The organism is Streptomyces sp. NPDC014623, from assembly GCF_043088245.1.
In the GTDB taxonomy this organism is placed as follows: Bacteria; Actinomycetota; Actinomycetes; order Streptomycetales; family Streptomycetaceae; genus Streptomyces.
Genome location: NZ_JBIBZU010000007.1, coordinates 113,722 through 139,650, shown reverse-complemented (window position 1 = coordinate 139,650; position 25,929 = coordinate 113,722). Strand labels below are relative to the sequence as shown.

The window sequence follows — 25,929 nt, the reverse complement described above, 5'->3', positions numbered from 1 at the left end:
CTCGAAGTGCACTACAGCGCGGTCGGATAGGCGCTGGAGAGGCGCTGGAGAGAGCCCACCGGCACGGTGACGGCAATCCGCTTCCCGTCGACATCCTGGAGACGACGCCGTATGTCCCGTGTTTCGACCAAGCCCAGTGGCAACCCGACGGCCGCCCACGCACTGCTCAAGCGCCTTCACGAGCACGGTGTGGAGACGGTGTTCGGTGTCGTAGGCCGCGAAGCCGCCTCCATTCTCTTCGACGAGGCGCCGGGAATCGACTTCGTCCTCACCCGGCACGAGTTCACCGCCGGCGTGGCCGCCGACGTCCTGGCCCGCATCACCGGCCGGCCGCAGGCCTGCTGGGCCACGCTCGGCCCCGGCATGACGAACCTCGCCACCGGTGTGGCGACCTCGATCCTGGACCGCTCGCCCGTCATCGCACTGGCCGCCCAGTCCGAGTCGCACGACATCTTCCCCAACGACACCCACCAGTGCCTGGACTCCGTCTCCGTCATGCGCCCCATGACGAAGTACGCCGTCGAGCTCCAGCGCCCGGACGAGATCACCGACCTGGTGGACTCCGCCGTCGCCGCAGCGATGACCGAGCCCGTCGGTCCCAGCTTCATCTCCCTCCCCGTCGACCTGCTCGGCACCGACGTGGACGCCACGGTCACCCACCCCGCCGCGCACACCCCCGCCAAGCCGGTCGGCGCCGTCCAGGCGGGCTGGGAGGCCACCGCCGACGAGGCCGCCGCCCTGGTCGCCGGTGCGGAGCACCCGGTGTTCGTGGTCGGCGCAGCGGCCATCCGTTCCGGCGCGGTCCCCGCGATCCGCGCCCTGGCCGAGCGCCTGGACGTCCCCGTCATCACCACGTACATCGCCAAGGGCGTCCTGCCGCACGGCCACCACCTCAACTACGGTGCCGTCACCGGATACATGGACGGCATCCTCTCCTTCCCCGCCCTGGAGACCCTCTTCGGCCCGGCCGACGTCATCGTCACCCTCGGCTACGACTACGCCGAGGACCTGCGCCCCTCGATGTGGACCCGCGGCGGCGAGAAGAAGACCGTCCGCGTCTCCCCGACCGTCAACCCGATCCCCCGGGTCTACCGCCCGGACGTCGACGTCGTCACCGACGTGCTGGCCTTCGTCGAGCACCTGGACAACGCCACCGCGGACCTCGCCAAGAAGACCCCGCACGACATCGCCCCGCTGCGCGAGCGTGTCGCCGAGTTCCTGGCCGACCCCACCGAGTACGAGGACGGCATGCGGGTCCACCAGGTGATGGACTCCATGAACACGGTGATGGAGGAGACCGCTGCCGCCGGAGAGGGCACGATCGTCTCCGACATCGGCTTCTTCCGGCACTACGGGGTCCTCTTCGCCCGCGCCGACCAGCCCTTCGGCTTCCTCACCTCGGCCGGCTGCTCCAGCTTCGGCTACGGCATCCCCGCGGCGATCGGCGCCCAGATGGCCCGGCCCGGCCAGCCCACCTTCCTCATCGCGGGTGACGGCGGCTTCCACTCCAACAGCGCCGACCTGGAGACCATCGCCCGGCTCAACCTGCCCATCGTGACGGTCGTCGTCAACAACGACACCAACGGGCTGATCGAGCTCTACCAGAACCTCGGCCACCAGCGTTCCCACGACCCGGCCGTCAAGTTCACCGGGGTCGACTTCACCGAGCTCGCCCGGGCCAACGGCGTCGAGGCCGTCAAGGCCACCTCCCGCGAGGACCTGCTCGCCGCCCTGCGCAAGGGAGCCGGTCTCGGCCGTCCGTTCCTGATCGAGGTCCCGGTGAACTACGACTTCACCTCCGGCGGCTTCGGTGCCCTGAGCATCTGATCATGGCGCACACATTCCCCGCCGCCACGGGGTTCCTGGTCTCCGCCCAGCAGGGCGGGGACCAGGTCCCCGGGCCGGTCTTCGCCACCCGGGGCGCCCACGAAACCGTGGCCGAAGCCCTCCGCACCCAGACCCTGAACGCCGTACTCGTGCACTCGGGTTCGGCCGGGGACGCCATGGCCCGCTCCGGGGACACGGCGCTCGTCCTGGCCGGCGAGCTCTACAACCGGGAGGAACTGCTCACCCTCCTCCCGGCGGGCACCGGTGTCCGCACGGACGCGCAACTGCTGCTCGCCCTGCTGGGCGTCTACGACCTGCACGCCTTCCGGTTGCTCAACGGCCGGTTCGCGGCGGCCGCGGCCCTCGGCGACCGGGTTCTCCTGGCCACCGACCACGCGGGTTCCGTCCCCCTCTACACCCTCACGGCACCCGGCCGTGTCCTCGCCGCCACCGAGATCAAGGCCCTCGTCCCGGCGACGGTGACGACCCCGCCCTCCGGGCGGCCCGTCACCGAGGCGCGCAGGGTCCGCCGGGTACCGGGCGTCCACCAGGTGCCCGCCGGCACGGTGCTGGACATCGACGTCCGTACCGGCACCGCCGTGCCCTCACGGACCTGGACCCCGCCGGTGTCCCGGCGGATCGTCCCCGAGGCCGAGGCGACCACCGCCGTACGCGAGGCACTGGAGCGAGCAGTCCGTGCCCGCACGGGCGGCACCACCCCGCTGGTGGTGCTCTCCGGAGGAATCGATTCTTCCGGGGTCGCCGCACTCGCCGCCGCGCACACCGACGGGCCCTTGGACACGCTGTCGATGGGCACCGACACCTCGGACGAGTTCGCCGAGGCACGTGTGGTCGCCACACACCTCGGCTCCGCCCACCGGGAGATCACCGTCCCCACGGCGGACCTGCTCGGGCAGCTCCCGTACGCGATCTGGGCGTCCGAGTCCGTCGACCCGGACATCATCGAGTACCTGCTGCCGCTCACCGCCCTGTACCGGGCGCTCGACGGTCCTCCCCGGCGCATCCTCACCGGCTACGGGGCCGACATCCCGCTCGCCGGCATGCACCGCGAGGACCGGCTGCCCCAGCTGGACACGGCCGTGGCGTTCGACATGGCCACCTTCGACGGGCTCAACGAGATGACCCCGGTGCTCTCCGGCATCCAGGGCCACTGGTCGACCCACCCGTACTGGGACCGCGAGGTACTGGACCTGCTGGTGTCGCTGGAGGCCGGGCTCAAACGCCGCTACGGCCGAGACAAATGGGTCCTGCGCGAGGCGATGAGCTCCCTGCTGCCGCAGGAGACGGTCACCCGGCCGAAGCTCGGTGTCCACGAGGGTTCGGGCACGACGTCGTCCTTCAGCCTCCTGCTGATGGACGCCGGGATACCGGACACCGACATCCACCGGGCCAAGTCCCTGGTGGTACGGGAGATCTTCGACCGGGTGGTCGTCGAGGGCCTGCCACCCGCCGAGGTGAGCACCGCCGACTCCGTGCACCAGGTGGCCGCACGGCTGAAGGAGACCGAGTGAACCGCCCCAGGCCCCGTACCGGCCGCCCGCAGCCCGTCCGACAGGAGGGATGACGCCGTGGAACGTGTCGACACCACGATCTCGCCCCGCTACGCGCAGATCCCGACCTTCATGCGCCTGCCGCACGACCCGCAGCCCACCGGCCGCGACGTCGTCGTCATCGGCGCCCCCTACGACGGGGGGACCAGCTACCGGCCGGGGGCCCGTTTCGGCCCACGCGCCATCCGTAACGAGTCCGGCCTGATCCACGGGGTCGGCATCGACCGGGGGCCCGGCACCTTCGAACTCATCGACTGCGTGGACGGCGGGGACATCGACCTCACCCCGTTCAACATGCACATCGCGATGGAGACGGCCCACCGCCATCTGCGCGGGCTCCTCCAGAACAACGCCGCCTTCCTGATGCTCGGCGGCGACCACTCCCTCACCCTGGCCGCCCTGCGTGCCGTGGCCGAACAGCACGGCCCCGTCGCCGTGGTCCACCTCGACGCGCACTCCGACACCAACCCCGCCTTCTACGGCGGCGAGTTCCACCACGGGACCCCCTTCCGCCACGGCATCGACGAGGGCCTCATCGACCCGCAGCGCACCGTGCAGATCGGCATCCGGGGCCACAACCCCCGACCGGACTCGCTGGACTACGCCCGCGGCAAGGGCGTGCGCATCGTCACCACGGACGAGTTCGTCGAGACCGGCGTCGCCGGGGTGCACGCCCTCGTCAAGGAACTGATCGGTGACCGCCCCGTCTACGTGTCGGTCGACGTCGACGTCGCCGACCCGGCCTTCGCTCCGGGGACGGGAACCCCCGCCCCCGGCGGACTGTCCTCCCGCGAGGTCCTGGCCCTGCTGCGCTGCGTGGGCGAGCTGAGGCCGGTCGGCTTCGACGTCATGGAGGTCTCGCCCCTCTACGACCACGCCGGGATCACCTCCGTCCTGGCGACAGAGATAGGCGCGGAACTGCTCTACCAGTACGCCCGTGCTCACATCAAAGGAAGGAACGACGCGTGACCGTCATCGACTGCTCCGAACTCCGCGACGAACTCCTGGAACTCGCCTCGCGCCTGCCGACGGTGCCACGGGCGGACCTCCCGGCCTTCCTGGAGGCCGCGAAGGAGGCGTCCGGCGACCTCCCGGCCCCGCTCGCCGAGGCGCTCGACACCTTCAACGCCTCCGGCAACGAGGACGGCTACCTCCTGCTGCGCGGTCTGCCGGTCGAACCGCAGGACCAGCTGCCGCGCACCCCCGAGTCCACCCCCGCGCCGGTGGACCGTCCGCTGCTCACCATGGAGGCGATGCTGGGCATCGTCGGGCGCCGGCTCGGCCTGCACACCGGGTACAAGGAGCTGCGTAGCGGCACCGTCTACCACGACGTGTACCCCTCGCCCGGCGCGCACCACCTTTCCTCGGAGACCTCCGAGACCCTGCTGGAATTCCACACGGAGATGGCGTACCACCAGCTCCAGCCCAACTACGTGATGCTCGCCTGCTCCCGTGCCGACCACGAACGCAAGGCCGCGACCCTGGTCGGCTCGGTCCGCAAGGCGCTGCCGCTGGTCCCGGAGAGCTTCCGCACCCGCCTCTTCGACCGCAAGATGCCCTGCTGCGTCGACGTCGCCTTCCGCGGCGGCGTCGAGGACCCGGGCGCGATCGCCCAGGTGAAGCCGCTCTACGGCGACCCGTCCGACCCGCTGCTCGGCTACGACCGGGAACTGCTGGCCCCCGAGGACCCCCGGGACGTCGAGGCCGTGGAAGCGCTGTCCAAGGCGCTGGACGAGATCACCGAGGCCGTGCACCTGATCCCCGGTGACGTCCTGATCGTCGACAACTTCCGTACGACGCACGCCCGTACGCCGTTCACGCCGCGCTGGGACGGGGCGGACCGGTGGCTGCACCGCGTCTACATCCGCACCGACCGCTTCGGACAGCTCTCCGGTGGTGAGCGCGCGGGCGACGTGGTCGCCTTCACCCCGCGCGACTGACCCTGCCCCTTCCGCGGGCGAACGGGCCGGTGGCGCTCCCCGACGAGGTGGAGCGCCACCGGCCCGGCTGTCGTGCCGCCGCTCTCGGTTCACTCTCGATACGCTCTCCGTGGTGGCCCGGCGCCGGGGGACAGCGGTTAGCGTGTCGGACAGGTGATCGGAGGCAGTCCGGTCGCGGAAGAGGCACCCGCAGCAGACGAGGAGACAACGCCAAGTGTCGGACCCCACGTTGCAGCAGATGGCACGTCATGACCGCGCAGGGCGTCGCGGACCGCGCAGAGGACCGGTGCTGGGCGTGGCGGTGGCCGTCGTCCTGGCGGCGGGCGCGGGTTGGTGGGGGTACCGGGCGTGGTCCGGGGACGGGCCGGAGCGGGACCCGGAGGTGGCCGCGGCCACCGAGCGGCTCCAGTCGTTCCTCGACGCGTGGGCGGCGGGGGAGTCGCAGAAGGCGGCGGCGCTGTCCGACTCCCCGGAGAACGCGGAGTCCCTGCTGACGTCGGTGATGACCAACCTCAAGCCGGCCAAGTCGGAGCTGTCGGCGGGGGAGGGCGCGAAGAACGACAAGGGCGAGGTGACCGTCCCGTACACCGCGAAGTTCACCATCCCCGCCGTCGGCCTTTTCACCTACGACTCCGAGGCGACCCTGGTCAAGAAGGCGGAACAGTGGACCGTGGAGTTCGGCTCCCCGATGGTCCACCCCGAGCTGAAGCCCGGACAGACGCTCGCACTGAAGACGGTGGCTGAGCGTGCCGCCGTGCTCGACGCCAACGGCGACGACCTGCAGGCCGCTTCGCTGCGCGGTTCGGTGGACGAACAGGGCAAGGGAACCTTCGGCCTGGAGGCGCGCTACGACAAGCAGTTACGTGGCGGCGGAGGCGCGGCCACCAGTGAGGTGGTGATCGCCGACCGGCAGTCCGGCCAGGCCGAGGCATCCCTCACCAAGAGCTCCGCGAAGCCCGGCACCCCCGTGAAGACCACCATCGACCCGAAGGTGCAGAGCGCCGCGGCCAAGGCGATGGAGGGGCTGAAGGTGAACGCGGCGCTGGTGGCCGTGGCGCCTTCGACCGGGAACATCCTGGCCGTCTCCAACCGTCCGGCCGGCGGTCTGAACCGGGCGCTGGCCGGGCAGTACCCGCCCGGGTCGACGTTCAAGGTGGTGACGGCGGCGGCGATGCTGAAGGCGGGGACGAAACCCTCGGACGTGGTGGAGTGCCCCAAGTTCGCGCATGTCGACGGGCAGCGGTTCGAGAACCAGGACCAGTTCACGCTGCCGGCCGGCTCGACCTTCAAGGACTCCTTCGCCAAGTCCTGCAACACCATGTTCGTGGAGCACCGCGCCAAGGTGGCCGGCTCCGCCCTGCACGACGCGGCACAGGCGTTCGGGATCGGTGGTGTGTGGGACGTCGGAGACACGACGTACGACGGATCGGTCCCGGTGAGCACGTCGGCCAACGACCTCGCGGCGTCCACCATCGGCCAGGCCCGGGTGCAGGCCTCGCCCCTGGTGATGGCGTCGATCGCTGCGACGGTGAAGGAAGGCACCTTCAAGCAGCCGGTGCTGGTGCCCGACGCCGTCAAGAAGAAGTACGAGGCGACGGCGCAGCTCGACCCGTCGGTGACCGGCGCCCTGCGCGACATGATGCGGGCGACGGTGACGTACGGAGCGGGCAGCGCCCTGAAGGGCATCCCCGGGCAGCCGCACGCCAAGACCGGGACGGCGGAGTTCGGCGACGAGAAGCCTCCGCGTACCCACGCCTGGATGATCGGCTATCAGGGTGACAGCGACCTGGCGTGGTGCGTGATGCTGGAGGACGGTGGTTCGGGCGGCGCCGACGCGGGGCCGGTGGCGGCCAGGTTCCTGCAGAGTCTGACGGATGCGGGCTGAGCACAGGACCCGGCGCACTTCGCCGGTGCGATGACTTCCGGGAAGCGGAAGTCTCGACCCGGGCCGCCGTTACCGCGCCTGACGGGTACGGCGGCCCCGGCGCCCGCCCGGTGCTCGCGGCCGGGACGGACAGCGGCGCCCCCACCGCGCGTACAGCGGTGGGGGCGCCGTCCGGGGCGTGACGGGGTCAGGCGCCGAGGTTGAATTCGGCCGGGTCGGCGCCGAGGCGCTTGCCCTCGTCGAGCGCGGCGAAGGCGGCCAGGTCGTCGGCGTCCAACTCGAAGTCGAAGACGTCGATGTTCTCCGCGATCCGTGCCGGGGTCACGGACTTGGGGATCACCACGTGGCCGGTCTGGAGGTGCCAGCGGAGCACCGCCTGGGCCGGCGTCCGGCCGTGCTTGTGCGCGACGGCGGCGACCGTCGGGACCTCCAGGAGGCCCTTGCCCGAGCCCAGCGGTGACCAGGCCTCGGTGACGATGCCGTGCTCGGCGTGGAAGGCGCGGGACTTCGCCTGCTGGAGCTGCGGGTGCAGCTCGATCTGGTTGACCGCGGGGACGACGGAGGTCTCGCCCAGCAGGCGCTCCAGGTGCTCCGGGTGGAAGTTCGACACGCCGATGGCCTTCGCGCGGCCGTCGGCGAGGATCCGCTCGAAGGCCTTGTACGTGTCGACGTAGGCGTCCTTGGCCGGCACCGGCCAGTGGATCAGATACAGGTCGACGTAGTCCATGCCCAGCTTGTCCAGCGACGCGTCGAAGGCGCGGAGCGTGGAGTCGTATCCCTGCTCGGAGTTCCACAGCTTGGTGGTGACGAACAGTTCCTCACGGGCCACACCGGAGGCGGCGACGGCCTTTCCCGTGCCCGCCTCGTTGCCGTAGATCGCGGCGGTGTCGATGCTCCGGTACCCGGCCTCCAGAGCCGTGGCCACGGCTGTGGTGGCCTCGTCGTCCGGCACCTGCCAGACACCGAAGCCGAGCTGCGGCATCTCGAGGCCGTTGTTGAGGGTGATGGTGGGGACCTGGCTCACGAGCAGTCGATCCTTACGTTGTCGGTTGGTACTACTCCCCAGAGGAACGAACGGGAAAGCCCAACCATTCCCACCTGCCAGGATCCGGAGGACCGGAAGAATGTTCGCCTCGCGCGCCGTCGTGGAGGGCCGGAGGCTCAGCGGTACAGGGCGTCGACCTCGGCCGCGTACGCCGTCTCTATCGCCTTCCGCTTCAACTTGAGGGAAGGGGTCAGCAGCCCCTGCTCCTCGGTGAACTGGTGCGCCAGGATGCGGAAGGTGCGGATGGACTCCGCCTGGGACACCGCCGTGTTCGCGGCCACCACCGCGCGGCGCACCTCCATCTCCAGGTCGGGGTCGCGCACCAGGTCCGCGGCGCGCATCGGCGTGCGGCCCTGCACGGCGAGCCAGTGCTCCACCGCCTCGTGGTCGACGGTGACCAGTGCCGCGATGTAGGGCCGGTCGTTGCCGACGACGAGGCACTGTGCGACCAGCGGGTGCGCGCGCACCCGTTCCTCCAGCCCGGTGGGGGCCACGCTCTTGCCCCCGGAGGTCACCAGGATCTCCTTCTTGCGTCCGGTGATGGTCAGATAACCGTCCTCGTCGAGCGCGCCGAGGTCGCCGGTGGCCAGCCAGCCGTCGTGCAGGACGGAGTCCGTCGCCTTCGGCCGGCCCAGGTATCCGGAGAACACATGGGCGCCGCGGACCCAGATCTCGCCGTCCCGGGCGATGTGGACCGAGGTTCCGGGGATCGGCTGACCGACGGTGCCGTAACGAGTGCGCTCGGGCGGGTTGGCCGTGGCGGCGGCGGTCGTCTCGGTGAGCCCGTAGCCCTCGTAGACCGTGACACCCGCCCCCGCGAAGAACAGCCCGAGCTGCCGGTTCATGCCGGAGCCGCCCGTCATGGCGTGCCGCACCCGGCCGCCCATCGCGTCCCGGAGCTTGCGGTAGACGACCTTGTCGAAGAACTGGTGCTGCATCCGCAGCCCGGCGGACGGCCCGGGGCCGGCCCCGAAGGCCCGCTCCTCCATCGCCTCCGCGTACTTCACCGCTATCCCGACGGCCTTGTCGAAGGCCCCGCCCCGTCCCTCCGCCTCCGCCTTGCGCCGCGCGCCGTTGAAGACCTTCTCGAAGATGTACGGCACCGCCAGGATGAAGGTGGGGCGGAAGGACACCAGGTCCGGCATCAGCGCCTTCGCGGACAGCTCCGGCTGGTGCCCCAGCTTGACCCGGCCGCGCAGCGCCGCGACCTCCACCATGCGGCCGAAGACATGGGCGAGCGGCAGGAAGAGCAGCGTCGCCGTCTCCTCGCCGGGCTCGGAGAGGAACACCGGATGCCAGCGGCCCACCATCGTGTCGGCCTCGAACATGAAGTGGCCGTGGGTGATCACACAGCCCTTGGGGCGGCCCGTCGTGCCGGAGGTGTAGATCACGGTCGCCACGGAGTCGGGCGTCACCGCGCGTCGGTGCCGGTGCACGACCTCGTCGTCGATCGGCGTCCCGGCGTCGACGAGCTCGGTCACCGCGTCGGCGTCCAGCTGCCAGAGCCGGTGCAGATTCGGCAGCCGGTCGATCACCGAGCCGATCGTCATCGCGTGGTCCTCGTGCTCGACCATGACGGCCGCGACCTCGGCGTCGTGCAGCATCCACAGGACCTGCTCGGCCGACGAGGTCGGATAGACCGGCACGGACTGGGCGCCCACCGCCCAGAGAGCGAAGTCGAAGAGGGTCCACTCGTAGCGTGTGCGGGACATCAGGGCGACCCGGTCGCCGAACCTGATGCCGTGTGCGATCAACCCCTTGGCGAGAGCGAGTACCTCGTCACGGAAGGAGGCGGCCGACACGTCGTGCCACCGCCCCTGCGCGTCCTTGCGGCAGAGGGCCGTCCGACGGGGATCTTCCTCGGCGAAGTCGAAGACGGTGTCGGCAAGACCACCGACTCGAGGGGCTGCGGCCAGGGGTGGGACAGTGAATTCGCGCAATGACCTGCTCCTTCTGGCGCTCCGCACGGCGCCGCGACGCTACCTCACCGTACGAGACCGTGGGAGGGTCCGAAGTCTCCGGAAAACATGACATCTGGTCAGGACCACCGTAGAAAACGGGCCAGATGGGCAAGGCTCGGACAGACTTCTGACCGCGGAGTAAGTGGCTGGGGCGGGAATCTCCACCGAATCTGTACGCGGCACTTACGGCGACCCGGTGTGCGGCGGCACGGCCGGACCCCGGTGCAGGCGGTCCCCACCCGCCAGGATCGCCGCCGCGAGGGCGTCCGCCGCCTCCTGGGCGGTGTCCCGGTGGTGCCCGCGCAGCAGCACGAAATCCACATCTCCGAGCTCCGGCAGACCTGCTCGTGACGGCACCGGCACGAGTCCCGGCGGGATGAGCCCACGAGTGTGCGCCATCACCCCCAGGCCCGCACGGGCCGCCGCGACGAGCGCGCTCAGGCTCGCGCTCGTACACGCGAAGCGCCAGGACCTGCCGTGTTCCTCCAACACCTCCAGGGCACGCGCCCTGGTGATGCCGGGGGGCGGGAAGGCGATCAGCGGAAGCGGGCGCTCCGGGTCGATCCGCAGCTGAGGGGCGCCGATCCAGGTCAGGGTGTCCCGCCGTACCAGTTCGCCGTGGGTGTCCCCGGCGCGGCGCTTGGCCAGCACCAGGTCGAGCCGGCCCGCCGCGAGCTGCCGGTGCAGAGTGCCGGACAGCTCCACCGTGAGCTCCAGCTCCACCTCGGGGTGCTCCCGCCGGAAGGACTCCAGGATCTCCGGCAGCCGGGTCAGGACGAAGTCCTCGGACGCCCCGAAGCGCAGCCGTCCGCGCAGCCGCGTGCCCGCGAAGAACGCCGCCGCCCGCTCGTTGGCCTGCAGGATCGTCCGGGCGAAGCCCAGCATGGCCTCGCCGTCCTCGGTGAGACCGACCCGGTGGGTGTCCCGGCGGAACAGCTGCCGGCCGGCCTCGGACTCCAGCCGCCGGACGTGCTGGCTGACCGTGGACTGCCGGACGCCGAGCCGGTGCGCCGCCTGGGTGAAGCTCAGGGTCTGGGCGACGGCCAGGAAGGTGCGGAGCTGGACGGGGTCGTACACGGGCCGAGGTTATCGCGAAACGTGATGACAGTCAGTGCGGCGTACGGGATTCCCGATCGCGGTGTTCAGGAGCACGATGGGGAGGGCACGATTCCACCCGGAGAGCACGGAGCACATGAGCCGCCGCACCAGCCGCTGTATCCCCGCGCTGCCGTCATGGCTGCCGGTCGACCCCTACATCCTGGCGCTGATCGGCACGGTGGTGCTCGCAGCGCTGCTGCCCGTGTCCGGGACCGGTGCCGAGGTGGCGGGCGGTGCCTCGACCGGAGCGGTGGCCCTGCTCTTCTTCCTCTACGGGGCGCGGCTCTCGACCGCCGAGGCGCTCGGCGGCCTGAAGCACTGGCGCCTCCACCTCACCGTGCTGGCCTGCACCTTCCTGGTGTTCCCGCTGTTCGGGCTCGCCAGCCACGGGCTGGTGCCCTCTGTGCTGACCCCGCAGCTCCAGGAGGGCTTCCTCTTCCTGTGCCTGGTGCCCTCGACCATCCAGTCGTCGATCGCCTTCACCTCGATGGCTCGCGGCAACGTGCCGGCGGCCATCTGCGCGGGCTCCTTCTCCAGCATCGCCGGGATCCTGCTGACACCGCTGCTGGCGGCGGGGCTGCTCGGCGGCACCGGGGGAGGGGTCTCCGCCGGCTCACTCATGAAGATCGTCCTGCAGCTGCTGGTGCCCTTCCTCGCCGGACAGCTGCTGCGCCGCTGGATCGCAGGCTTCATCGGCCGCCACCGCGAGGTGCTGGGCCACGTCGACCGCGGCTCGATCCTGCTCGTCGTCTACACGGCCTTCAGTGAGGGCATGGTGGCCGGGATCTGGCACCAGGTCACCCCGCTCCGGCTCGGCGCGCTGCTCGGCGCCGAGGCCGTGCTGCTGGCGCTCATGCTCACGGTGAGCTGGTACGGGGCGAAGCGGCTGGGCTTCGGCCGGGAGGACCGGATCGCCATCCAGTTCGCCGGATCGAAGAAGAGCCTGGCGGCCGGGCTCCCGATGGCCAGCGTCCTGTTCGGCGCGCACGCGAGCCTTGCGGTGCTGCCCCTGATGCTCTTCCACCAGATGCAGCTGATGGTCTGCGCGGTGATCGCCAAGCGCCGCTCCCGTGACCCGCTACCGGGGAAGGCCTCCGCCGGGCCTGCTCCGGCGGAGGCGCTGAACTGACCCGGAGGGGGTCTTCCGCTCTTTCTCCTGACGGGTGGCTGGCCAGGCTGCCGGGACTCCGAACGTGCGGCACCCCGTGGATCCCCCTGAGGCCCGCCGAGCCCTCTGCTCCCGTGGTCAACGTGTTCGGCCCTCCTCACGGGTGCGTCGAGCCGATGACGTGGTTTCAGGGGCGCGAAGCCTTCTCACGTCGTCCGATCGGTCCTCGGCACGCCCTGGAGACCCGGGTGGCTTCAGCGGCCTTCCTCCGGCGGGCGGGCCGTGCTGCCGGCTGGAGCAAGGCAGCGGCGCACCAGTGCGAGAGTGCGCTTCGTGACCGTATCGAGCGGGACACCGCGGTCGACGGCGGCGAGGGCCGTGTGCAGCATCCCGGCGATCAGGTCCGCCGTGAGGGCGGGGTCGGGGGCACCGATCTGCCGGACAGCTGCGCGGAACGGTTCGACCTGTTCCAGATGGAGTTCCATCAGCCGTTGTTGGCAGGCGGGGTGGAGACCGGCGTTCATGAGGGCGGCGGCGGGCCGGTGCGCACCCTCCGCGCCGAGGCGGAGACTTTCCCTGAAGAACGCCTCGACGCGTTCCACCGGGCCGTTCGCGGCGGCCATGGCGTTGGTGAGTGCCTGGTTGGAGCGCCGGAAGGCTTCCTCGGTGATGGTGGCAAGCAGGGCTGCCGACGAGTCGAAGTACTGGTACACGCTGGAGCGGGCCAGGCCCGCGCGGGCGCCGACCGCCGCGGGTGTGACGGCGGCGGCGCCCTCGTTGACCAGGATGTCGATCGCTGCCCCGATCAGCGCCTCGCGCTGCTGGGCGCGGTGTTCGGCGACGGTGGAGGCGTTGATCTTCGGCATGCGGGGAGAGCTCCTGGGTGGCGGACGGGGCCGGGAGCGAGGTGCCGGCCTGCTGCCCGGGTCAGGACAGGCGGCCGTCGACCATTTCGTGCACCCGGTCGGCAACGTCCATTATCGCCGTGTCGTGAGTGACCATGACCGTGGCCGTTCCGCGTTCATGGGTCTGCTCGGCGATCAGCCGCACCGCCTCGGCCGAACGCACCCGGTCCAGCGCCGAGGTGGGTTCGTCCACCAGCAGGACGGCGGGGGAGGCCATCAGGGCGCGGGCCAGGCCTGCGCGCTGGCGTTCGCCTCCGGAGAGCTGGTGCGGGCGGGATCCGGCGCGGTGCGAGAGCGCGACCGCGTCGATGAGCTCGTCGGCCCGGGCCCGCGCTGCGGCGTCGAGGCGGTTGTCGATGTGCAGGGGCAGCAGGAGCTGTTCCCTGACGGTCAGGGAGGCCAGCAGGTTCGACTGCTGGAAGACGAAGCCGATGTGGCGACGGCGGGCCGCGGTGCGTTCCTTGTCCGACAGCGCGGTCAGCTCGGTGCCGGCGATGTGCACGGTGCCCGAGGTGGGCTGCTGAAGGCCGCCGGCGACGGCGAGGAGGCTGGACTTGCCGGATCCGGAGGGGCCGACGATGGCGACGAACTCGCCGGGGGCGACACTCAGGCCGACGTGGTCGAGGGCGGTGACGGCGGCGTCGCCGTCCCCGAGGGTGAGGGTGACATCGTCCAGTCGCAGTCCATCGGAGCCTGCGGCGTCCGGGGCGGTCCGGTGGTCGGTGGCGGGCGTGGTCATCGGGTGGCTCCCAAAGCGGTCAGGGGGTCGACGGCGGTGATGCGGCGGACGGCAACGAGGGCGCCCACGGTTCCGAGCCCGACGAGGAGGCCGGAGGAGGTGGCGACGGCCGGGGCGGAGAGGGAGAACGGAGCCTTGCCGATCATCGCGCTCCCCAGGACCAGGCCGACGGCGGTACCGACGGCCGTCGCGCCGGCGAGCACGGCGACGACCTGGGCCAGTGCGTCGCGCAGGATGTATCCGGTGGAGGCGCCGAGCGCCTTCAGCAAGGCGATCTCGGCCTTGCGCTGCACGGTCCAGACAGTGAAGAAGGCACCGACAACCAGGGCGGAGATGGCGTACAGGAAACCCTTGATCAGGGCCATGGTGCTCGACTCGGCCGTGTAGCCGGGGGACGCGCCGAAGGTGGTCTCCTTGGTGTCGGCGCGGGTGGCGGTCGTCTTCTCCACGGCGGCGATGTCGGCACCCGGCTCCAGTGTCAGGGCGACGGCCGTGGCCTGCCGGCCCGCGGCCTCGGGCAGGTCCCCCGGCAGGCCGTAGTGCAAGTGGCGCCAGGTGTCGAGGTCGGCGTAGGCGACGCCGATGTGTCCGTAGGAGACGGGCTCGTCGACCAGGCCCACGACCTTCAGCCGCACTTCGCTCTTGTCCGCGGTCAGGACGTCTCCGACCTCCACGCCCAAGCCGGCGATCTCCCGGGTGATGACGATCCCCGAGTCACCCTCCTGCAGGCTCTCCCCCCTGGCGGGACGGGGGGCCAGAGGGGAATCCGCCGCCATGCCGAAGACCGCGAGGTTGACCTGCGCGCCCTTCTCGGCGCCCTGGGTCACCTGAGCGGTGGCCAGGGTGTTCCCGAGCGGCTCCGCCCGCACCACCCCCGGGGCCCCGGACCACGCCTGCCAGTCCTCCTCCTCCACGGTCGAACGGGAGAACTGCTCGCTGGTCGCCTTCTCGTCGAAGGCCACATGGGTCACGGGCAGCGCGCGCAGACCGGATATACCGGCATCCGCCAGACCGGAAGCGAGTCCGGACAGGAGAACGCCGAGCACGGCGATGAGTGCGACGACCGCGCCCATCAGGGCGAAGCGACCGCGGGCGAAACGCAGATCGCGTAGGGCAAGGAACACGGCATCTCCGAGCAATGAGGGTTGTAGGGATGAGACGGCTGGACGCGTCCCGTCTTTGCCTGAACTTGACGACGTCCGTGTCGGTATCTTATCGGATGTTGCCGACACGGCTGTCGGCACGTTGTGTGGGTCGTTCGCCTCGGCCGTGAAGGACGATGTGCTGAGTACCTGAGGTGCCGGGCGCATGAAGCGGCCCCGTTGATCAGCGACCGGTCAACGGGGCCGTCGGCGTCTTGCCGCGCGGACACATGCGCGCACGAGAGGGCCCGGCCGGCAGGGACGCTCCCTGCCGGCCGGGCCCCTGCCCCTGCAGCGGGCGGACCGCTTCAGCCCTGGCCGCCCACCGTCGCGTCGAGGGCGATGCGGTGGTCACCCGTGTACACGTTCATGGACTGCCCCCGCAGGAAGCCGACGAGGGTCAGTCCGCTCTCGGCCGCGAGATCCACGGCCAGCGACGACGGCGCCGATACCGCAGCCAGCACGGGGATCCCCGCCATCACCGCCTTCTGCGCCAGTTCGAAGGAGGCCCGCCCCGATACCAGCAGGATCGCCTGCGAGAGCGGCAGCCGGTCGTCCGTGAGGGCGCGCCCCACGAGCTTGTCGACCGCGTTGTGGCGGCCGACGTCCTCCCGGATGTCGAGCAGCTCGCCCTCGGGCGAGAACAGGGCCGCGGCGTGCAGACCCCCGGTCCGGTCGAACACCCGCTGCGCCTCGCGCAACCGGTCGGGGAGGGCGGAGAGCAGTGCGGGCGTCACCCGGACCGGGGGAGTGTCGGCGACGGGGTGGCGGGTGGTGGTGCGGACCGCGTCGAGGCTCGCCTTGCCGCACAGCCCGCAGGACGAGGTGGTGTAGACGTTGCGTTCCAGCGTGATGTCGGGGACCACGACGCCGGGCGCGAGCTTCACGTCCACCACGTTGTACGTGTTCACCCCGTCGGCCGTCGCCCCGGCGCAGTACACGATCGACTGCACCTCCGAGCCCTCGCCGATCACGCCCTCGCTCACCAGGAAGCCCGCCGCGAGCGCGAAGTCGTCGCCCGGGGTGCGCATCGTGATGGCGAGCGGTCTGCCGTTCAGCCGGATCTCCAGGGGCTCCTCGGCGACGAGGGTGTCGGGGCGGATCGTGACCGCCCCGTCCCGGATGCGGATGGTGCGGCGACGTTCGGTGACCCGTCCCATGACCGTCAATCCCGATTCTGTACGTGTTGGCAGCCGAAACGGCCCTTGTCACAGAGGTTGCCATGGGGGACCGGGTCGTCGTGCGGCGAGGTGACCCCGACGATCTCGTCGTCCTGCGCGTGCGGGGTCACGTTGCAGCCCGCTCCGCAGCAGGCGCAGACGGTCCTGGTCCGCGTCTGCGCGGTATCCGGCTCGCTGGGGACACGGGCGTCCAGACCGCGCCCTGCGACGGCGACGGCGAACGCGTTCCGCCCCCGCTCGCCGCAGGCGTCGACGCACTTGCAGCAGAGGATGCTCCTGTCGTGGTCGCGGACGTACAGGGCGTTGTCGGTCCTCGGCTGTTCGTTCACGCGGGCGGCGTCCGCGCCGAAGTGTCCGGGCTCCGTCTCGTACTCCTTGATCCACTCGGCCGCCCTCGGCCTCGCCGGCAGGCCCGTCGGCGAGGCCGGCGGCTCCAGGGCCACCTCCGGCTGCGCCGGGCCCGTTCGGTGCCGGTGCGGGCCGTCATGCCCGCCTCGGCGCGCCGGGGGCAGGCCGGGGCGAGTGGGCGGGAGCCCTCGGCCTCCGACCACGCGCCCCGGGGCGCGTTCGGGCGGCAGGGTGGCGCTCACGGAGCCCGCCGGGTCGGCGCTGCCGAGCCTGCGGCCGGTGTACGGTCCGGCCGGGCCGTGGAAGCACCACCCAGGGGAGGCCGGTCCGGACGGCTGTCACCGCGGTGTCCGCGTGCGCGAGCGGATGGGACAGCGGCCCGGACGCGGCGTACGAGGTGGCCTTGAGGCCGAGGAACACGTAGTCGACGGTCCGACGTCCGACAGGCCGTCGGTGGCTGCGGGCCGTGCGGTGAGGCCACCGCACGGGCTGAGCACGTGCACACCGTCACGGCGCATGGCCGTCGGATGTGGGCCCCGGGCGATGAGGTGGACCTCGGTGCCTGCGCGGTGGAGGGCGGCCCCGGCGCAGCCGCCGATGACTCCGGCGCCGGCACCTGCGCCTTTCACGGGGCTCTCCGTGCGGTGAGAGGACCGGGTGAGTGCCAGGTCGACAGAATATTGTCTGCGGTGTTCCCCCGGAAGGGGCCAATGCTCGTGACGGCGGGTGCCTCGCCCGTCGCCGATCCGGTACGGCCTTCGGGTCGGCCGCGAGAGTTCCCGGAGAACTGTTCGAGACGCTCCAAGTCCGGGCCGGTATTCCTGTCGGGTCCCGTGCCCTCGTACCGGTCGGTAGCAACCAAGACTGGACAGTTCCTGCCAGACGTAGCGAGGGGAACCCGTACATGACCGGCTCACGTGTCGTGGCGCTCGGCCACTATCAGCCCGCCCAGGTCCTCACCAACGACGACCTGGCGGCCATGGTCGACACCAGCGACGAGTGGATCACCAGTCGGGTCGGCATCAGGACCCGGCACGTGGGCGGCCCCGGCGAACCCGTGGACGAGATGGCCGCGCACGCCGCGGCCAAGGCGCTCGCCTCGGCCGGACTGCAGCCCGCGGACATCGACATGGTTCTCGTCGCCACCTCCACGGCCGTCGACCGCTCGCCGAGCATGTCCGCCCGGGTCGCCGCGCGCCTGGGCATGGGCTCGCCGGCCGTGATGGACATCAACGTGGTCTGCTCGGGGTTCACCCACGCGCTGGCCACCGCCGACCACGCCCTCCGGGCGGGGGCCGCCACCCGGGTACTCGTCATCGGTGCCGACAAGATGGGTGACATCGTCGACTGGACGGACCGCTCCACCTGCGTGCTGATGGGCGACGGGGCGGGGGCCGCCGTCGTCACCGCCGATCCCGACGGGGGTGACAGGCCCGGGATCGGCCCCGTCCTGTGGGGCTCGGTGCCGGAGATGGGCAACGCCGTACGCATCGAGGGCACACCCCCGCGGTTCGCGCAGGAGGGGCAGTCCGTCTACCGCTGGGCCACCACGAAGCTGCCGCCGATCGCCCGCAAGGTCTGCGAACGGGCCGGTGTCACCCCTGAGGACCTCGCCGCGGTGGTGCTGCATCAGGCCAATCTGAGGATCATCGAACCAGTCGCCCGGAAGATCGGCGCGGTCAACGCGGTCATCGCCCGGGACGTGGTGGACTCCGGCAACACCTCGGCCGCGTCGATCCCGATGGCCCTGTCCAAACTGCTGGAGCGGGGCGAGGTCGAGAGCGGTGCGCCGGCCCTGCTCTTCGGCTTCGGCGGGAATCTTTCGTATGCGGGTCAGGTGATCCGCTGCCCCTGAAGCCCCCGGCGTGCCCTCGCGCTCGCAGACTGCAGACGACGAGCAATCGCCCGGCGCCCGGAGGGGGCCGCGATGTCGTCCGCAGGACTGCCGCAGGGAACGGCGCCGAAGCCGGAGCGGCCCGGGCCGTTGCGCGAGCGCGTCTACGAGGCGCTCCTGGAGCTGATCACCACGCGCCCTCGGTCCCGGCCGGCACCTGGTCGAAAGTGAACCGGCCGGGCACCCGGGAGTCTCGCGGCAGCCGGTGCGCGAAAAGCTCCAGCGGCTGAACACCGAGGGCTGGGCCGACCTGCGCCCCCCACAGGGCGCGTTCGTCCATGAGCCCACCGGGGAGGAGGCGGGCCAGCTGCTCTCGCTCCGCACCCTGCTGGCAGCCGAGGCCGCCCGGCTGGCCGCCGCCGACGCCGGGCAGCCGGGCGTCGAGGTGCTGGAGGAGTCGTGCTCCAAGGGGGAGCGGGCGGTCGCCGCCGACGACGTGGACCTCGCCGTCGCCGCCGACGCCGAGTTCCGCGCCAAGGTCATGGAGCCGGCCGGAAACGTCGTGCTGTCCGAGCTCGCCGCCCAGGTGGACCGCCGGGTCCGCCGGTACTGCACGCCGGCGGCCCGCCGGCGCGGCACCCAGTCCTGGATCGAGCACCGGGGGCTGGTCGAGGCGACCGCCTCCGGGGACGAGCAGCGGGCCGCCGAGGTCATGCGGACGCACACCGAGCACACCCGCCGGACGTACCACGGGCGGGCGCGGGCCTGACGGCCGTCGGGGCGGAAAGCCCCGGCCTTTTCCGTGCGCCGCCCGGCCACCGGGCCGGGCGTGCCTTCCGCGACCCCCACCTTTGTCCTGAGTGTGGAGAAAGTTGGAGCGGATTCATGCGCAACTTCTTCCCACTCCGGTAAACCGCTGCTACGTTCCCCTCGAAAGCCCGACGGACTGGCCGATGTGGCGGGGAGGGACGCGTGAGACGTATGACGGCACGACCCGCGAACACGCACCAGGCGCGACTGCTCCGGCTGCTGCGTGACGGAGGCCCCAACTCCCGCGCGCAGCTGGGCGACCAGGTCGACCTCTCGCGTTCCAAGCTCGCCGTCGAGGTGGACCGGCTCCTGGAGACCGGACTCGTCGTGGCCGACGGACTCGCCGCGTCCCGCGGCGGCCGCCGCTCACACAACATCCGGCTCGCCCCCGGACTGCGCTTCCTCGGCGTCGACATCGGCGCCACGTCCGTCGATGTGGCCGTGACCAACGCCGAGTTGGAGGTCCTCGGTCACCTCAACCATCCGATGGACGTACGGGAAGGGCCCGTCGCGGTCTTCGAGCAGGTGCTGTCGATGGCGGCCAAGCTCCGGGCCTCCGGGCTCGCCGAAGGATTCGACGGCGCCGGCATCGGCGTACCGGGGCCGGTCCGCTTCCCCGAAGGCATACCGGTCGCGCCGCCGATCATGCCGGGCTGGGACGGCTTCCCGGTCCGTGAGGCGCTCAGCCAGGAACTGGGCTGCCCCGTCATGGTCGACAACGATGTGAACCTGATGGCGCTGGGGGAGCAGCACGCGGGGGTCGCCCGTTCCGTGGGCGACTTCCTCTGCGTCAAGATCGGTACGGGTATCGGCTGCGGCATCGTGGTGGGCGGCGAGGTCTACCGCGGCACGACGGGCAGTGCCGGAGACATCGGCCACATCCAGGTGGAACCGGACGGCCGCGCCTGCGCCTGCGGCAACCGGGGCTGCCTCGAAGCACACTTCAGCGGCGCGGCCCTCGCCCGCGACGCCGAGGACGCCGCCCGCACCGGCCGGTCCGCGGAGCTCGCGGACCGGCTGGACGCGGCCGGGAAGCTCTCGGCCGTCGATGTGGCGGCCGCCGCGGCGGCCGGTGACCCCACGGCACTGGACCTGATCCGTGAGGGCGGTAACCGGGTCGGCCAGGTCATCGCCGGACTCGTCAGCTTCTTCAATCCGGGCCTCGTCGTGATCGGCGGCGGGGTGACAGGGCTCGGCCACAACCTGCTGGCCAGCGTCCGCACCCAGGTCTACCGGCAGTCCCTGCCGCTGGCCACGGGAAACCTCCCCATCGTCCTCGGTGAACTGGGACCCGTCGCCGGGGTCACCGGCGCGGCCAGGCTCATCAGCGACCACCTGTTCTCGCCGGCCTGATGCCCGGGCCGGCGCGCCGTTCGGCACGTGTTCCGCAGCTCCATCCGTAAGCAGCCTGTTCCGAGCTCCGTCCGCAGGACCGCACAGCACGAGCACAGCACCACCACCCAGCAGTTCCGTCAGCAGTACGGCACCGCCGGCACTGCGCCCTGCCCGCTCACCGGCCTTCCCCGGCTCTCGGCCCGCCCGAGCAGGGGAGACCCCGTTCGCCGAGGGGATTCGTCATGGCACCAGAACCACCCCTGCTCACGATGTCCGGCATCACCAAATCGTTCCCCGGTGTGCGCGCCCTCGACGGCGTGGACCTGGAGGTGCTGGCCGGTGAAGTCCACTGCCTCCTCGGCCAGAACGGCGCCGGCAAGTCCACTCTCATCAAGGTGCTGGCCGGGGCCCACCAGCCCGACGACGGCGCCATCACCTGGCGCGGTGAGCCCGTCCGGCTCTCCTCGCCGATCACCGCGATGCGCCTGGGGATCGCCACCATCTACCAGGAACTCGACCTGGTGGAGGGCCTGTCGGTCGCGGAGAACGTCTTCCTCGGACACGAACCGACCAGCGCGGGCTTCGTGGTCCGGACCCGGGAGGCCCGCACCGGGGCCGCCGCGCTGCTGAAGCGCCTCGGACACCCCGAGATCGACCCGGCGCGCCCGGTCGGCGACCTCTCCGCCGCACACCAGCAAATCGTCTCCATGGCGCGGGCGCTCTCCCACGACGTACGGCTCATCGTGATGGACGAGCCGTCCGCGGCGCTGGACCCCGACGAGGTCGACAACCTCTTCCGCATCGTCGACGGGCTCACCGCCGACGGGGTGGCCGTCGTCTACATCTCGCACCGGCTGGAGGAGATCCGCCGCATCGGCGACCGGGTGACCGTGCTCAAGGACGGCAGGGCCGTCGCCGTCGGGCTCCCCGCCAAGTCCACCCCCACCCGCGACATCGTTGCCATGATGACCGGCCGCAACGTCGAGTACGTCTTCCCCGAACGGCCCGCCCCCGGCGGCCGGGCCACGGCCGACCCGGTCCTGAGGATCGAAGGGCTCAGCCGCAGGGGCGAGTTCGAGCCCGTCGACCTGGAGCTGAGGCCCGGCGAGATCGTCGGGCTGGCCGGCCTCGTCGGCTCCGGCCGCTCCGAGATCCTGGAGACGGTCTACGGCGCCCGCAAACCGAGCACGGGCCGCGTCGTCGTCGACGGCACACCGCTGCGTCCCGGCAGCGTCCGCGCCGCCGTGGCCGCCGGAATCGGCCTGGCTCCCGAGGAGCGCAAGGCGCAGGCACTGCTGCTGACGGAATCCGTCACCCGTAACGTCTCGGTCTCCTCCCTGTCCCGCTTCGCCCGCGCCGGCTGGCTCGACCGGGGTGCCGAGCGCGAGGCCGCCAGAACCGCGACCCGCGAACTCTCCCTGCGGCCCGACAACCCCGACGCCGTCGTCCGCACCCTCTCCGGCGGCAACCAGCAGAAGGCGGTCCTGGCCCGCTGGCTGCTGCGGGGATGCCGGGTCCTGCTGCTCGACGAACCCACCCGCGGTGTGGACGTCGGCGCCCGCGCCGAGCTCTACGCCGTGATCCGCCGGCTGGCCGACGAAGGCCTCGCCGTTCTGCTCGTCTCCAGCGAAGTGCCCGAAGTGCTGGGCCTCGCCGACCGGGTGCTGGTGCTCCGGGAAGGCCGTGTCGTGCACACGGCCGACGCCAGGGAGCTCGACGAGCACCGTGTCCTCGACCTCGTCATGGAAGGGAGCCCGACGTCATGACACAGCCCGCACCGTCGGCGCAGCACCACGGGCCGGAGAAGGGGACCCTGACAGGTCCCGCCGCCGCGCCGCCTCCGGAGAAGGGCGGTGGTCCGCGCGCCCTCGGCCTGCGGGCCGATGTCCGCAACCTGTCACTGCTCGGCGTCCTCGCCGTGCTGGTGGCCGTCGGCGGCCTCACCGAACCGGACGCGTTCCTGGACACCGGGAACCTGCAACTGATCCTGACGCAGTCCTCCGTCATCGGGGTCGTCACCGTCGGCATGACCCTGGTCATCATCGGCGGCGGCATCGACCTGTCGGTCGGAGCGATGGTCGCCCTCGCGTCCGTCTGGGCGACGACGCTCGCCACCCAGGACTTCGGTTTCGCGGGCATCCTCTTCACCGCCGTGATCGTCGGCCTCGCCGCCGGGCTCGTCAACGGGGTCCTGATCGCCTACGGGCGCATGGTCCCCTTCATCGCGACGCTCGCCATGCTCGCCTCGGCCCGCGGGCTCGCCCTGCAGATCACCGACGGCAAGACACAGATCGTCACCGTCCAGTCGGTCCTGGACCTCGGACTGCCCGACAGCTACGTCCTGGGCATCCCGCCGCTGGTCCTGGTCTTCGCCGCGGTCACCCTCGCCGGCTGGCTGATCCTGAACCGGACCACGTTCGGCCGCCGTACGGTCGCCATCGGCGGCAACGCGGAGGCGGCCAGGCTCGCCGGCATCGACGTACGGCGCCAGCGGCTGTACCTCTACCTGCTCTCCGGCCTGTGCTGCGGCATCGCCGCCTTCATGCTGATCATCCTGTCCGGCTCCGGGCAGAACACCAACGGCAACCTGTACGAACTCGACGCCATCGCCGCGGCGATCATCGGAGGCACACTCCTCAGCGGAGGCCGGGGCACCATCGTCGGTTCCGTGCTCGGGGTCCTGGTCTTCACCACGATCACCAACATCTTCGCACTGAACAACCTGCAGAGCGACGTCCAGCAGATCGCCAAGGGCGCCATCATCGTCGCCGCCGTCCTCGTCCAGCGCCGCACCCTGCGCGGCGGCGAGACCTGAGCCCCTCCCTCGTGACAGAGCACCGACCACCCACCCGCTGTTCCGTACGCACGACACCGGATGAAGGGTTTGACAGCCATGCCAGAAACCAGCCGCAGAGGACTGCTCTTCGGCACCGCGGCCGTCTCCGCGGGAGCCTTCCTCACCGCTTGCACCAGTAACGAACCCAAGGAGGCGGCAGCCGCGCAGAGCGACCAGCCCGCCGCCGACGACAAGCCCGGAAAGCCCGTCACCATCGGCTTCGCCGGTCCCCAGGCCGACCACGGATGGCTCAACGCCATCAACGTCCAGGCCAAGGGGCGGGCGGAGAAGTACTCCGAGGTGACTCTGGAGACCACCGAGGGCTCCAACGACACCGCCGCCCAGATCGGTCAGGTCAAGACCCTGATCAACAAGAAGGTCGACGTCCTCGTCGTCCTCCCCGCCGACGGCAAGGCGCTCACCCAGGTCGGCCTGGAAGCCATGAAGGCCGGCATCCCGGTCGTCAACCTGGACCGCGTCTTCGCCTCACCGCAGGCCTACCGCTGCTGGGTGGGCGGCGACAACTACGGCATGGGCCTCAACGCCGGGCACTACATCGGCGAACAGCTCAAGGGCAAGGCGAGCGCCAAGGTCGTCGAGCTCGCCGGCATCGACAACCTGGAACTCACCAAGCAGCGCAGCCAGGGCTTCGCCGACGCCTTGAAGAACTACTCCAACATCGAGCTGGTGGCCCGTCAGGCCGCCGACTTCACCGTGGAGTCGGGCCAGGCCAAGATGGCGCAGCTCCTCCAGGCACAGAAGCAGTTCGACGCCCTGTGGAACCACGACGACGACCAGGGCGTGGGCGCGCTGCGGGCCATCCAGCAGGCCGGCCGTGACGAGTTCCTCATGGTCGGCGGGGCGGGCGCGAAGTCCGCGATGGACGCCATCAAGGCCGACAACAGCGTCCTGAAGGCCACCGTGCTCTACCCGCCCACGATGGCCGCCTCCGCGATCGACCTGGCGCGCGCCCTCGGCCAGGGCAAGGGCGTCTCCGGCCTGGCGGAGATGGAGATCCCGACCTCGCTGACCCTGTACTCGGCCGTGGTCACCAAGGAGAACATCGACCAGTACCTGCCGACGGGCTTCAGCTGATCCAGCACCACCGCCGCCACCGAACCACCGACGAGGAGGAAGCCCGCATGGCCGGTAGGGAAGAAACGGAGCAGGGGACCGAGGCACCGCCGCCGACGGCGACGCTCGGCATCGGCATGGTCGGATACGCGTTCATGGGTGCCGCCCACTCCCAGGGGTGGCGTACCGCGGGACATGTCTTCGACCTGCCGGTGAGACCCGCTCTCGCCGCGATCTGCGGACGCGACCGCAAGGCCGTCGAGTCCGCTGCCGCCCGGCACGGCTGGGCCGCCGCGGAGACCGACTGGCGCGCCCTGATCGCCCGGGACGACGTGCAGCTGGTCGACATCTGCACTCCCGGCGACAGCCACGCGGAGATCGCCGTCGCCGCACTCGAGGCGGGCAAACACGTGCTGTGCGAGAAACCGCTCGCCAACACGGTCGCCGAGGCGGAAGCCATGGCGGAAGCCGCCGGACGGGCGGCGGCCCGTGGCCAGGTGGCGATCGTGGGCTTCAACTACCGCAAGGTGCCCGCCCTCACCTACGCCCGCACGATGATCGAGGAGGGGAGGCTGGGAGCCCTGCGGCACGTACGGGCCACCTACCTCCAGGACTGGCTCGTCGACCCCGAATCGCCCCTCACCTGGCGGCTGGAGCGCGAACGCGCCGGATCCGGTGCGCTGGGGGACCTCGGGGCGCACATCGTCGACCTGGCCCAGTACCTGGCCGGGGAGCACCTGGTGGGGGTGTCGGCGGTGAGCGAGACCTTCGTACGCGAGAGGCCCGTACTCGCCGGGGCCGCCGCCGGGCTCTCGGGGGCCGCGGACGGTACCGCGCGGGGAGTGGTCACCGTCGACGACGCGACCCTGTTCACCGGACGGCTGGCGTCCGGAGCCCTCGCGTCCTTCGAGGCGACCAGGATGGCGGCGGGCCGTAAGAACGCCTTGCGTCTGGAGATCAACGGAGAGCTGGGATCGATCGCCTTCGACCTGGAACGGCTCAACGAACTCTCCTTCCACGACCACACCGAACCCGCCCCCAGCGCCGGCTTCCGCCGGATCCTCGTCACCGAACCCCAGCACCCCTATCTGGAGGCGTGGTGGCCGCCGGGCCACGGCCTGGGCTACGAGCACACCTTCGTCCACCAGGCCCGTGACGTGGTGCGCACGATCGTCGAAGGCCGCGCCCCCGTACCGTCGTTCGCCGACGGGCTCCAGGTGCAGCGGGTTCTCGCCGCCGTCGAGGAGAGCGCCGCCAAGAACTCCGTGCACACCCCGGTCCCCTTCTAGG

Annotated in this window: 19 protein-coding genes and 3 pseudogenes; 13 read left to right on the top strand and 9 right to left on the bottom strand. The window is 71.3% G+C overall.

The window, feature by feature from the left end:
- The first annotated feature begins 111 nt into the window (after positions 1 to 111).
- The 5 genes from ACF1FZ_RS14240 to ACF1FZ_RS14220 all read left to right on the top strand — a co-directional run bounded on the left by ACF1FZ_RS14240 (position 112) and on the right by ACF1FZ_RS14220 (position 7,223).
- Positions 112 to 1,827, top strand: coding sequence for a thiamine pyrophosphate-binding protein (locus ACF1FZ_RS14240; RefSeq protein ID WP_391773662.1), 1,716 nt, complete (start codon positions 112 to 114; stop codon positions 1,825 to 1,827).
- Positions 1,827 to 3,359, top strand: coding sequence for an asparagine synthase-related protein (locus ACF1FZ_RS14235; protein WP_391773778.1), 1,533 nt, complete (start codon positions 1,827 to 1,829; stop codon positions 3,357 to 3,359). Before ACF1FZ_RS14240 ends, ACF1FZ_RS14235 begins: the two co-directional genes overlap by 1 nt.
- Positions 3,360 to 3,416: 57 nt before the next feature.
- On the top strand, positions 3,417 to 4,367 hold the full coding sequence (gene speB, locus ACF1FZ_RS14230; protein ID WP_391773661.1) for an agmatinase: 951 nt from the start codon (positions 3,417 to 3,419) through the stop codon (positions 4,365 to 4,367).
- A complete protein-coding gene (cs1, locus tag ACF1FZ_RS14225) occupies positions 4,364 to 5,338 on the top strand; it encodes a clavaminate synthase Cs1 (RefSeq protein WP_391773660.1) in 975 nt (324 codons plus the stop codon). Before speB ends, cs1 begins: the two co-directional genes overlap by 4 nt.
- 238 nt (positions 5,339 to 5,576) lie before the next feature.
- Complete coding sequence (locus ACF1FZ_RS14220; protein WP_391773659.1) at positions 5,577 to 7,223, top strand: penicillin-binding transpeptidase domain-containing protein; 1,647 nt, start codon at positions 5,577 to 5,579, stop codon at positions 7,221 to 7,223.
- Positions 7,224 to 7,410: 187 nt separating this feature from the next.
- On the opposite strand, the gene ACF1FZ_RS14215 is transcribed toward ACF1FZ_RS14220, so the two are convergent.
- The 3 genes from ACF1FZ_RS14215 to ACF1FZ_RS14205 all read right to left on the bottom strand — a co-directional run bounded on the left by ACF1FZ_RS14215 (position 7,411) and on the right by ACF1FZ_RS14205 (position 11,306).
- Positions 7,411 to 8,247: an aldo/keto reductase gene (locus ACF1FZ_RS14215; RefSeq protein WP_391773658.1), complete on the bottom strand. Its 837-nt coding sequence runs from the start codon at positions 8,245 to 8,247 to the stop codon at positions 7,411 to 7,413.
- A 137-nt stretch (positions 8,248 to 8,384) separates the two neighbouring features.
- Positions 8,385 to 10,184 (bottom strand): AMP-dependent synthetase/ligase, encoded by a 1,800-nt coding sequence (locus ACF1FZ_RS14210; protein ID WP_391773777.1) that lies wholly within the window; start codon positions 10,182 to 10,184, stop codon positions 8,385 to 8,387.
- A 228-nt stretch (positions 10,185 to 10,412) separates the two neighbouring features.
- Positions 10,413 to 11,306 carry a LysR substrate-binding domain-containing protein gene (locus ACF1FZ_RS14205; protein ID WP_391773657.1) on the bottom strand — a complete coding sequence of 298 codons (894 nt, stop codon included), beginning with the start codon at positions 11,304 to 11,306 and terminating at the stop codon, positions 10,413 to 10,415.
- A 115-nt stretch (positions 11,307 to 11,421) separates the two neighbouring features.
- Here ACF1FZ_RS14205 and ACF1FZ_RS14200 point away from each other — a divergent pair, with 115 nt between their 5' ends.
- Positions 11,422 to 12,456, top strand: a complete 1,035-nt coding sequence (locus ACF1FZ_RS14200) for a bile acid:sodium symporter family protein (protein ID WP_391773656.1) — start codon at positions 11,422 to 11,424, stop codon at positions 12,454 to 12,456.
- Between the two features lie 233 nt (positions 12,457 to 12,689).
- On the opposite strand, the gene ACF1FZ_RS14195 is transcribed toward ACF1FZ_RS14200, so the two are convergent.
- The 6 genes and pseudogenes from ACF1FZ_RS14195 to ACF1FZ_RS14170 all read right to left on the bottom strand — a co-directional run.
- Positions 12,690 to 13,301 (bottom strand): TetR/AcrR family transcriptional regulator, encoded by a 612-nt coding sequence (locus tag ACF1FZ_RS14195; protein WP_391773655.1) that lies wholly within the window; start codon positions 13,299 to 13,301, stop codon positions 12,690 to 12,692.
- A gap of 61 nt (positions 13,302 to 13,362) precedes the next feature.
- Complete coding sequence (locus ACF1FZ_RS14190) at positions 13,363 to 14,079, bottom strand: ABC transporter ATP-binding protein (RefSeq protein WP_391773654.1); 717 nt, start codon at positions 14,077 to 14,079, stop codon at positions 13,363 to 13,365.
- On the bottom strand, positions 14,076 to 15,203 hold the full coding sequence (locus tag ACF1FZ_RS14185) for an ABC transporter permease (RefSeq protein WP_391773653.1): 1,128 nt from the start codon (positions 15,201 to 15,203) through the stop codon (positions 14,076 to 14,078). Before ACF1FZ_RS14185 ends, ACF1FZ_RS14190 begins: the two co-directional genes overlap by 4 nt.
- 326 nt (positions 15,204 to 15,529) lie before the next feature.
- A complete protein-coding gene (gene fdhD / locus ACF1FZ_RS14180; RefSeq protein WP_391773652.1) occupies positions 15,530 to 16,381 on the bottom strand; it encodes a formate dehydrogenase accessory sulfurtransferase FdhD in 852 nt (283 codons plus the stop codon).
- A gap of 5 nt (positions 16,382 to 16,386) precedes the next feature.
- A pseudogene (locus ACF1FZ_RS14175) lies at positions 16,387 to 16,970 on the bottom strand (Fe-S-binding domain-containing protein); the annotation flags it as partial.
- A pseudogene (locus ACF1FZ_RS14170) lies at positions 16,948 to 17,379 on the bottom strand (ketopantoate reductase family protein); the annotation flags it as partial. The pseudogenes ACF1FZ_RS14175 and ACF1FZ_RS14170, both read right to left, overlap by 23 nt.
- A gap of 275 nt (positions 17,380 to 17,654) precedes the next feature.
- Here ACF1FZ_RS14170 and ACF1FZ_RS14165 point away from each other — a divergent pair.
- The 7 genes and pseudogenes from ACF1FZ_RS14165 (at position 17,655) to ACF1FZ_RS14135 (ending at position 25,928) form a co-directional block, all read left to right on the top strand.
- Positions 17,655 to 18,605 carry a beta-ketoacyl-ACP synthase III gene (locus tag ACF1FZ_RS14165; protein WP_391773651.1) on the top strand — a complete coding sequence of 317 codons (951 nt, stop codon included), beginning with the start codon at positions 17,655 to 17,657 and terminating at the stop codon, positions 18,603 to 18,605.
- Positions 18,606 to 18,677: 72 nt separating this feature from the next.
- Positions 18,678 to 19,353: pseudogene (locus ACF1FZ_RS14160) on the top strand (GntR family transcriptional regulator).
- Positions 19,354 to 19,565: 212 nt separating this feature from the next.
- Positions 19,566 to 20,747 carry an ROK family protein gene (locus ACF1FZ_RS14155; RefSeq protein WP_391773650.1) on the top strand — a complete coding sequence of 394 codons (1,182 nt, stop codon included), beginning with the start codon at positions 19,566 to 19,568 and terminating at the stop codon, positions 20,745 to 20,747.
- A 224-nt stretch (positions 20,748 to 20,971) separates the two neighbouring features.
- The gene (locus ACF1FZ_RS14150) at positions 20,972 to 22,495 is read left to right on the top strand and encodes a sugar ABC transporter ATP-binding protein (RefSeq protein ID WP_391773649.1); all 1,524 of its coding nucleotides are present in this window, start codon (positions 20,972 to 20,974) and stop codon (positions 22,493 to 22,495) included.
- Entirely contained in the window at positions 22,492 to 23,544 is a 1,053-nt protein-coding gene (locus ACF1FZ_RS14145) for an ABC transporter permease (RefSeq protein WP_391773648.1), read from the top strand. The genes ACF1FZ_RS14150 and ACF1FZ_RS14145 overlap by 4 nt, the downstream gene beginning before the upstream one ends.
- 78 nt (positions 23,545 to 23,622) lie before the next feature.
- Positions 23,623 to 24,660 carry a substrate-binding domain-containing protein gene (locus ACF1FZ_RS14140; RefSeq protein WP_391773647.1) on the top strand — a complete coding sequence of 346 codons (1,038 nt, stop codon included), beginning with the start codon at positions 23,623 to 23,625 and terminating at the stop codon, positions 24,658 to 24,660.
- Between the two features lie 47 nt (positions 24,661 to 24,707).
- Positions 24,708 to 25,928, top strand: a complete 1,221-nt coding sequence (locus tag ACF1FZ_RS14135; RefSeq protein WP_391773646.1) for a Gfo/Idh/MocA family protein — start codon at positions 24,708 to 24,710, stop codon at positions 25,926 to 25,928.
- The last annotated feature ends 1 nt before the right edge of the window (position 25,929 follow it).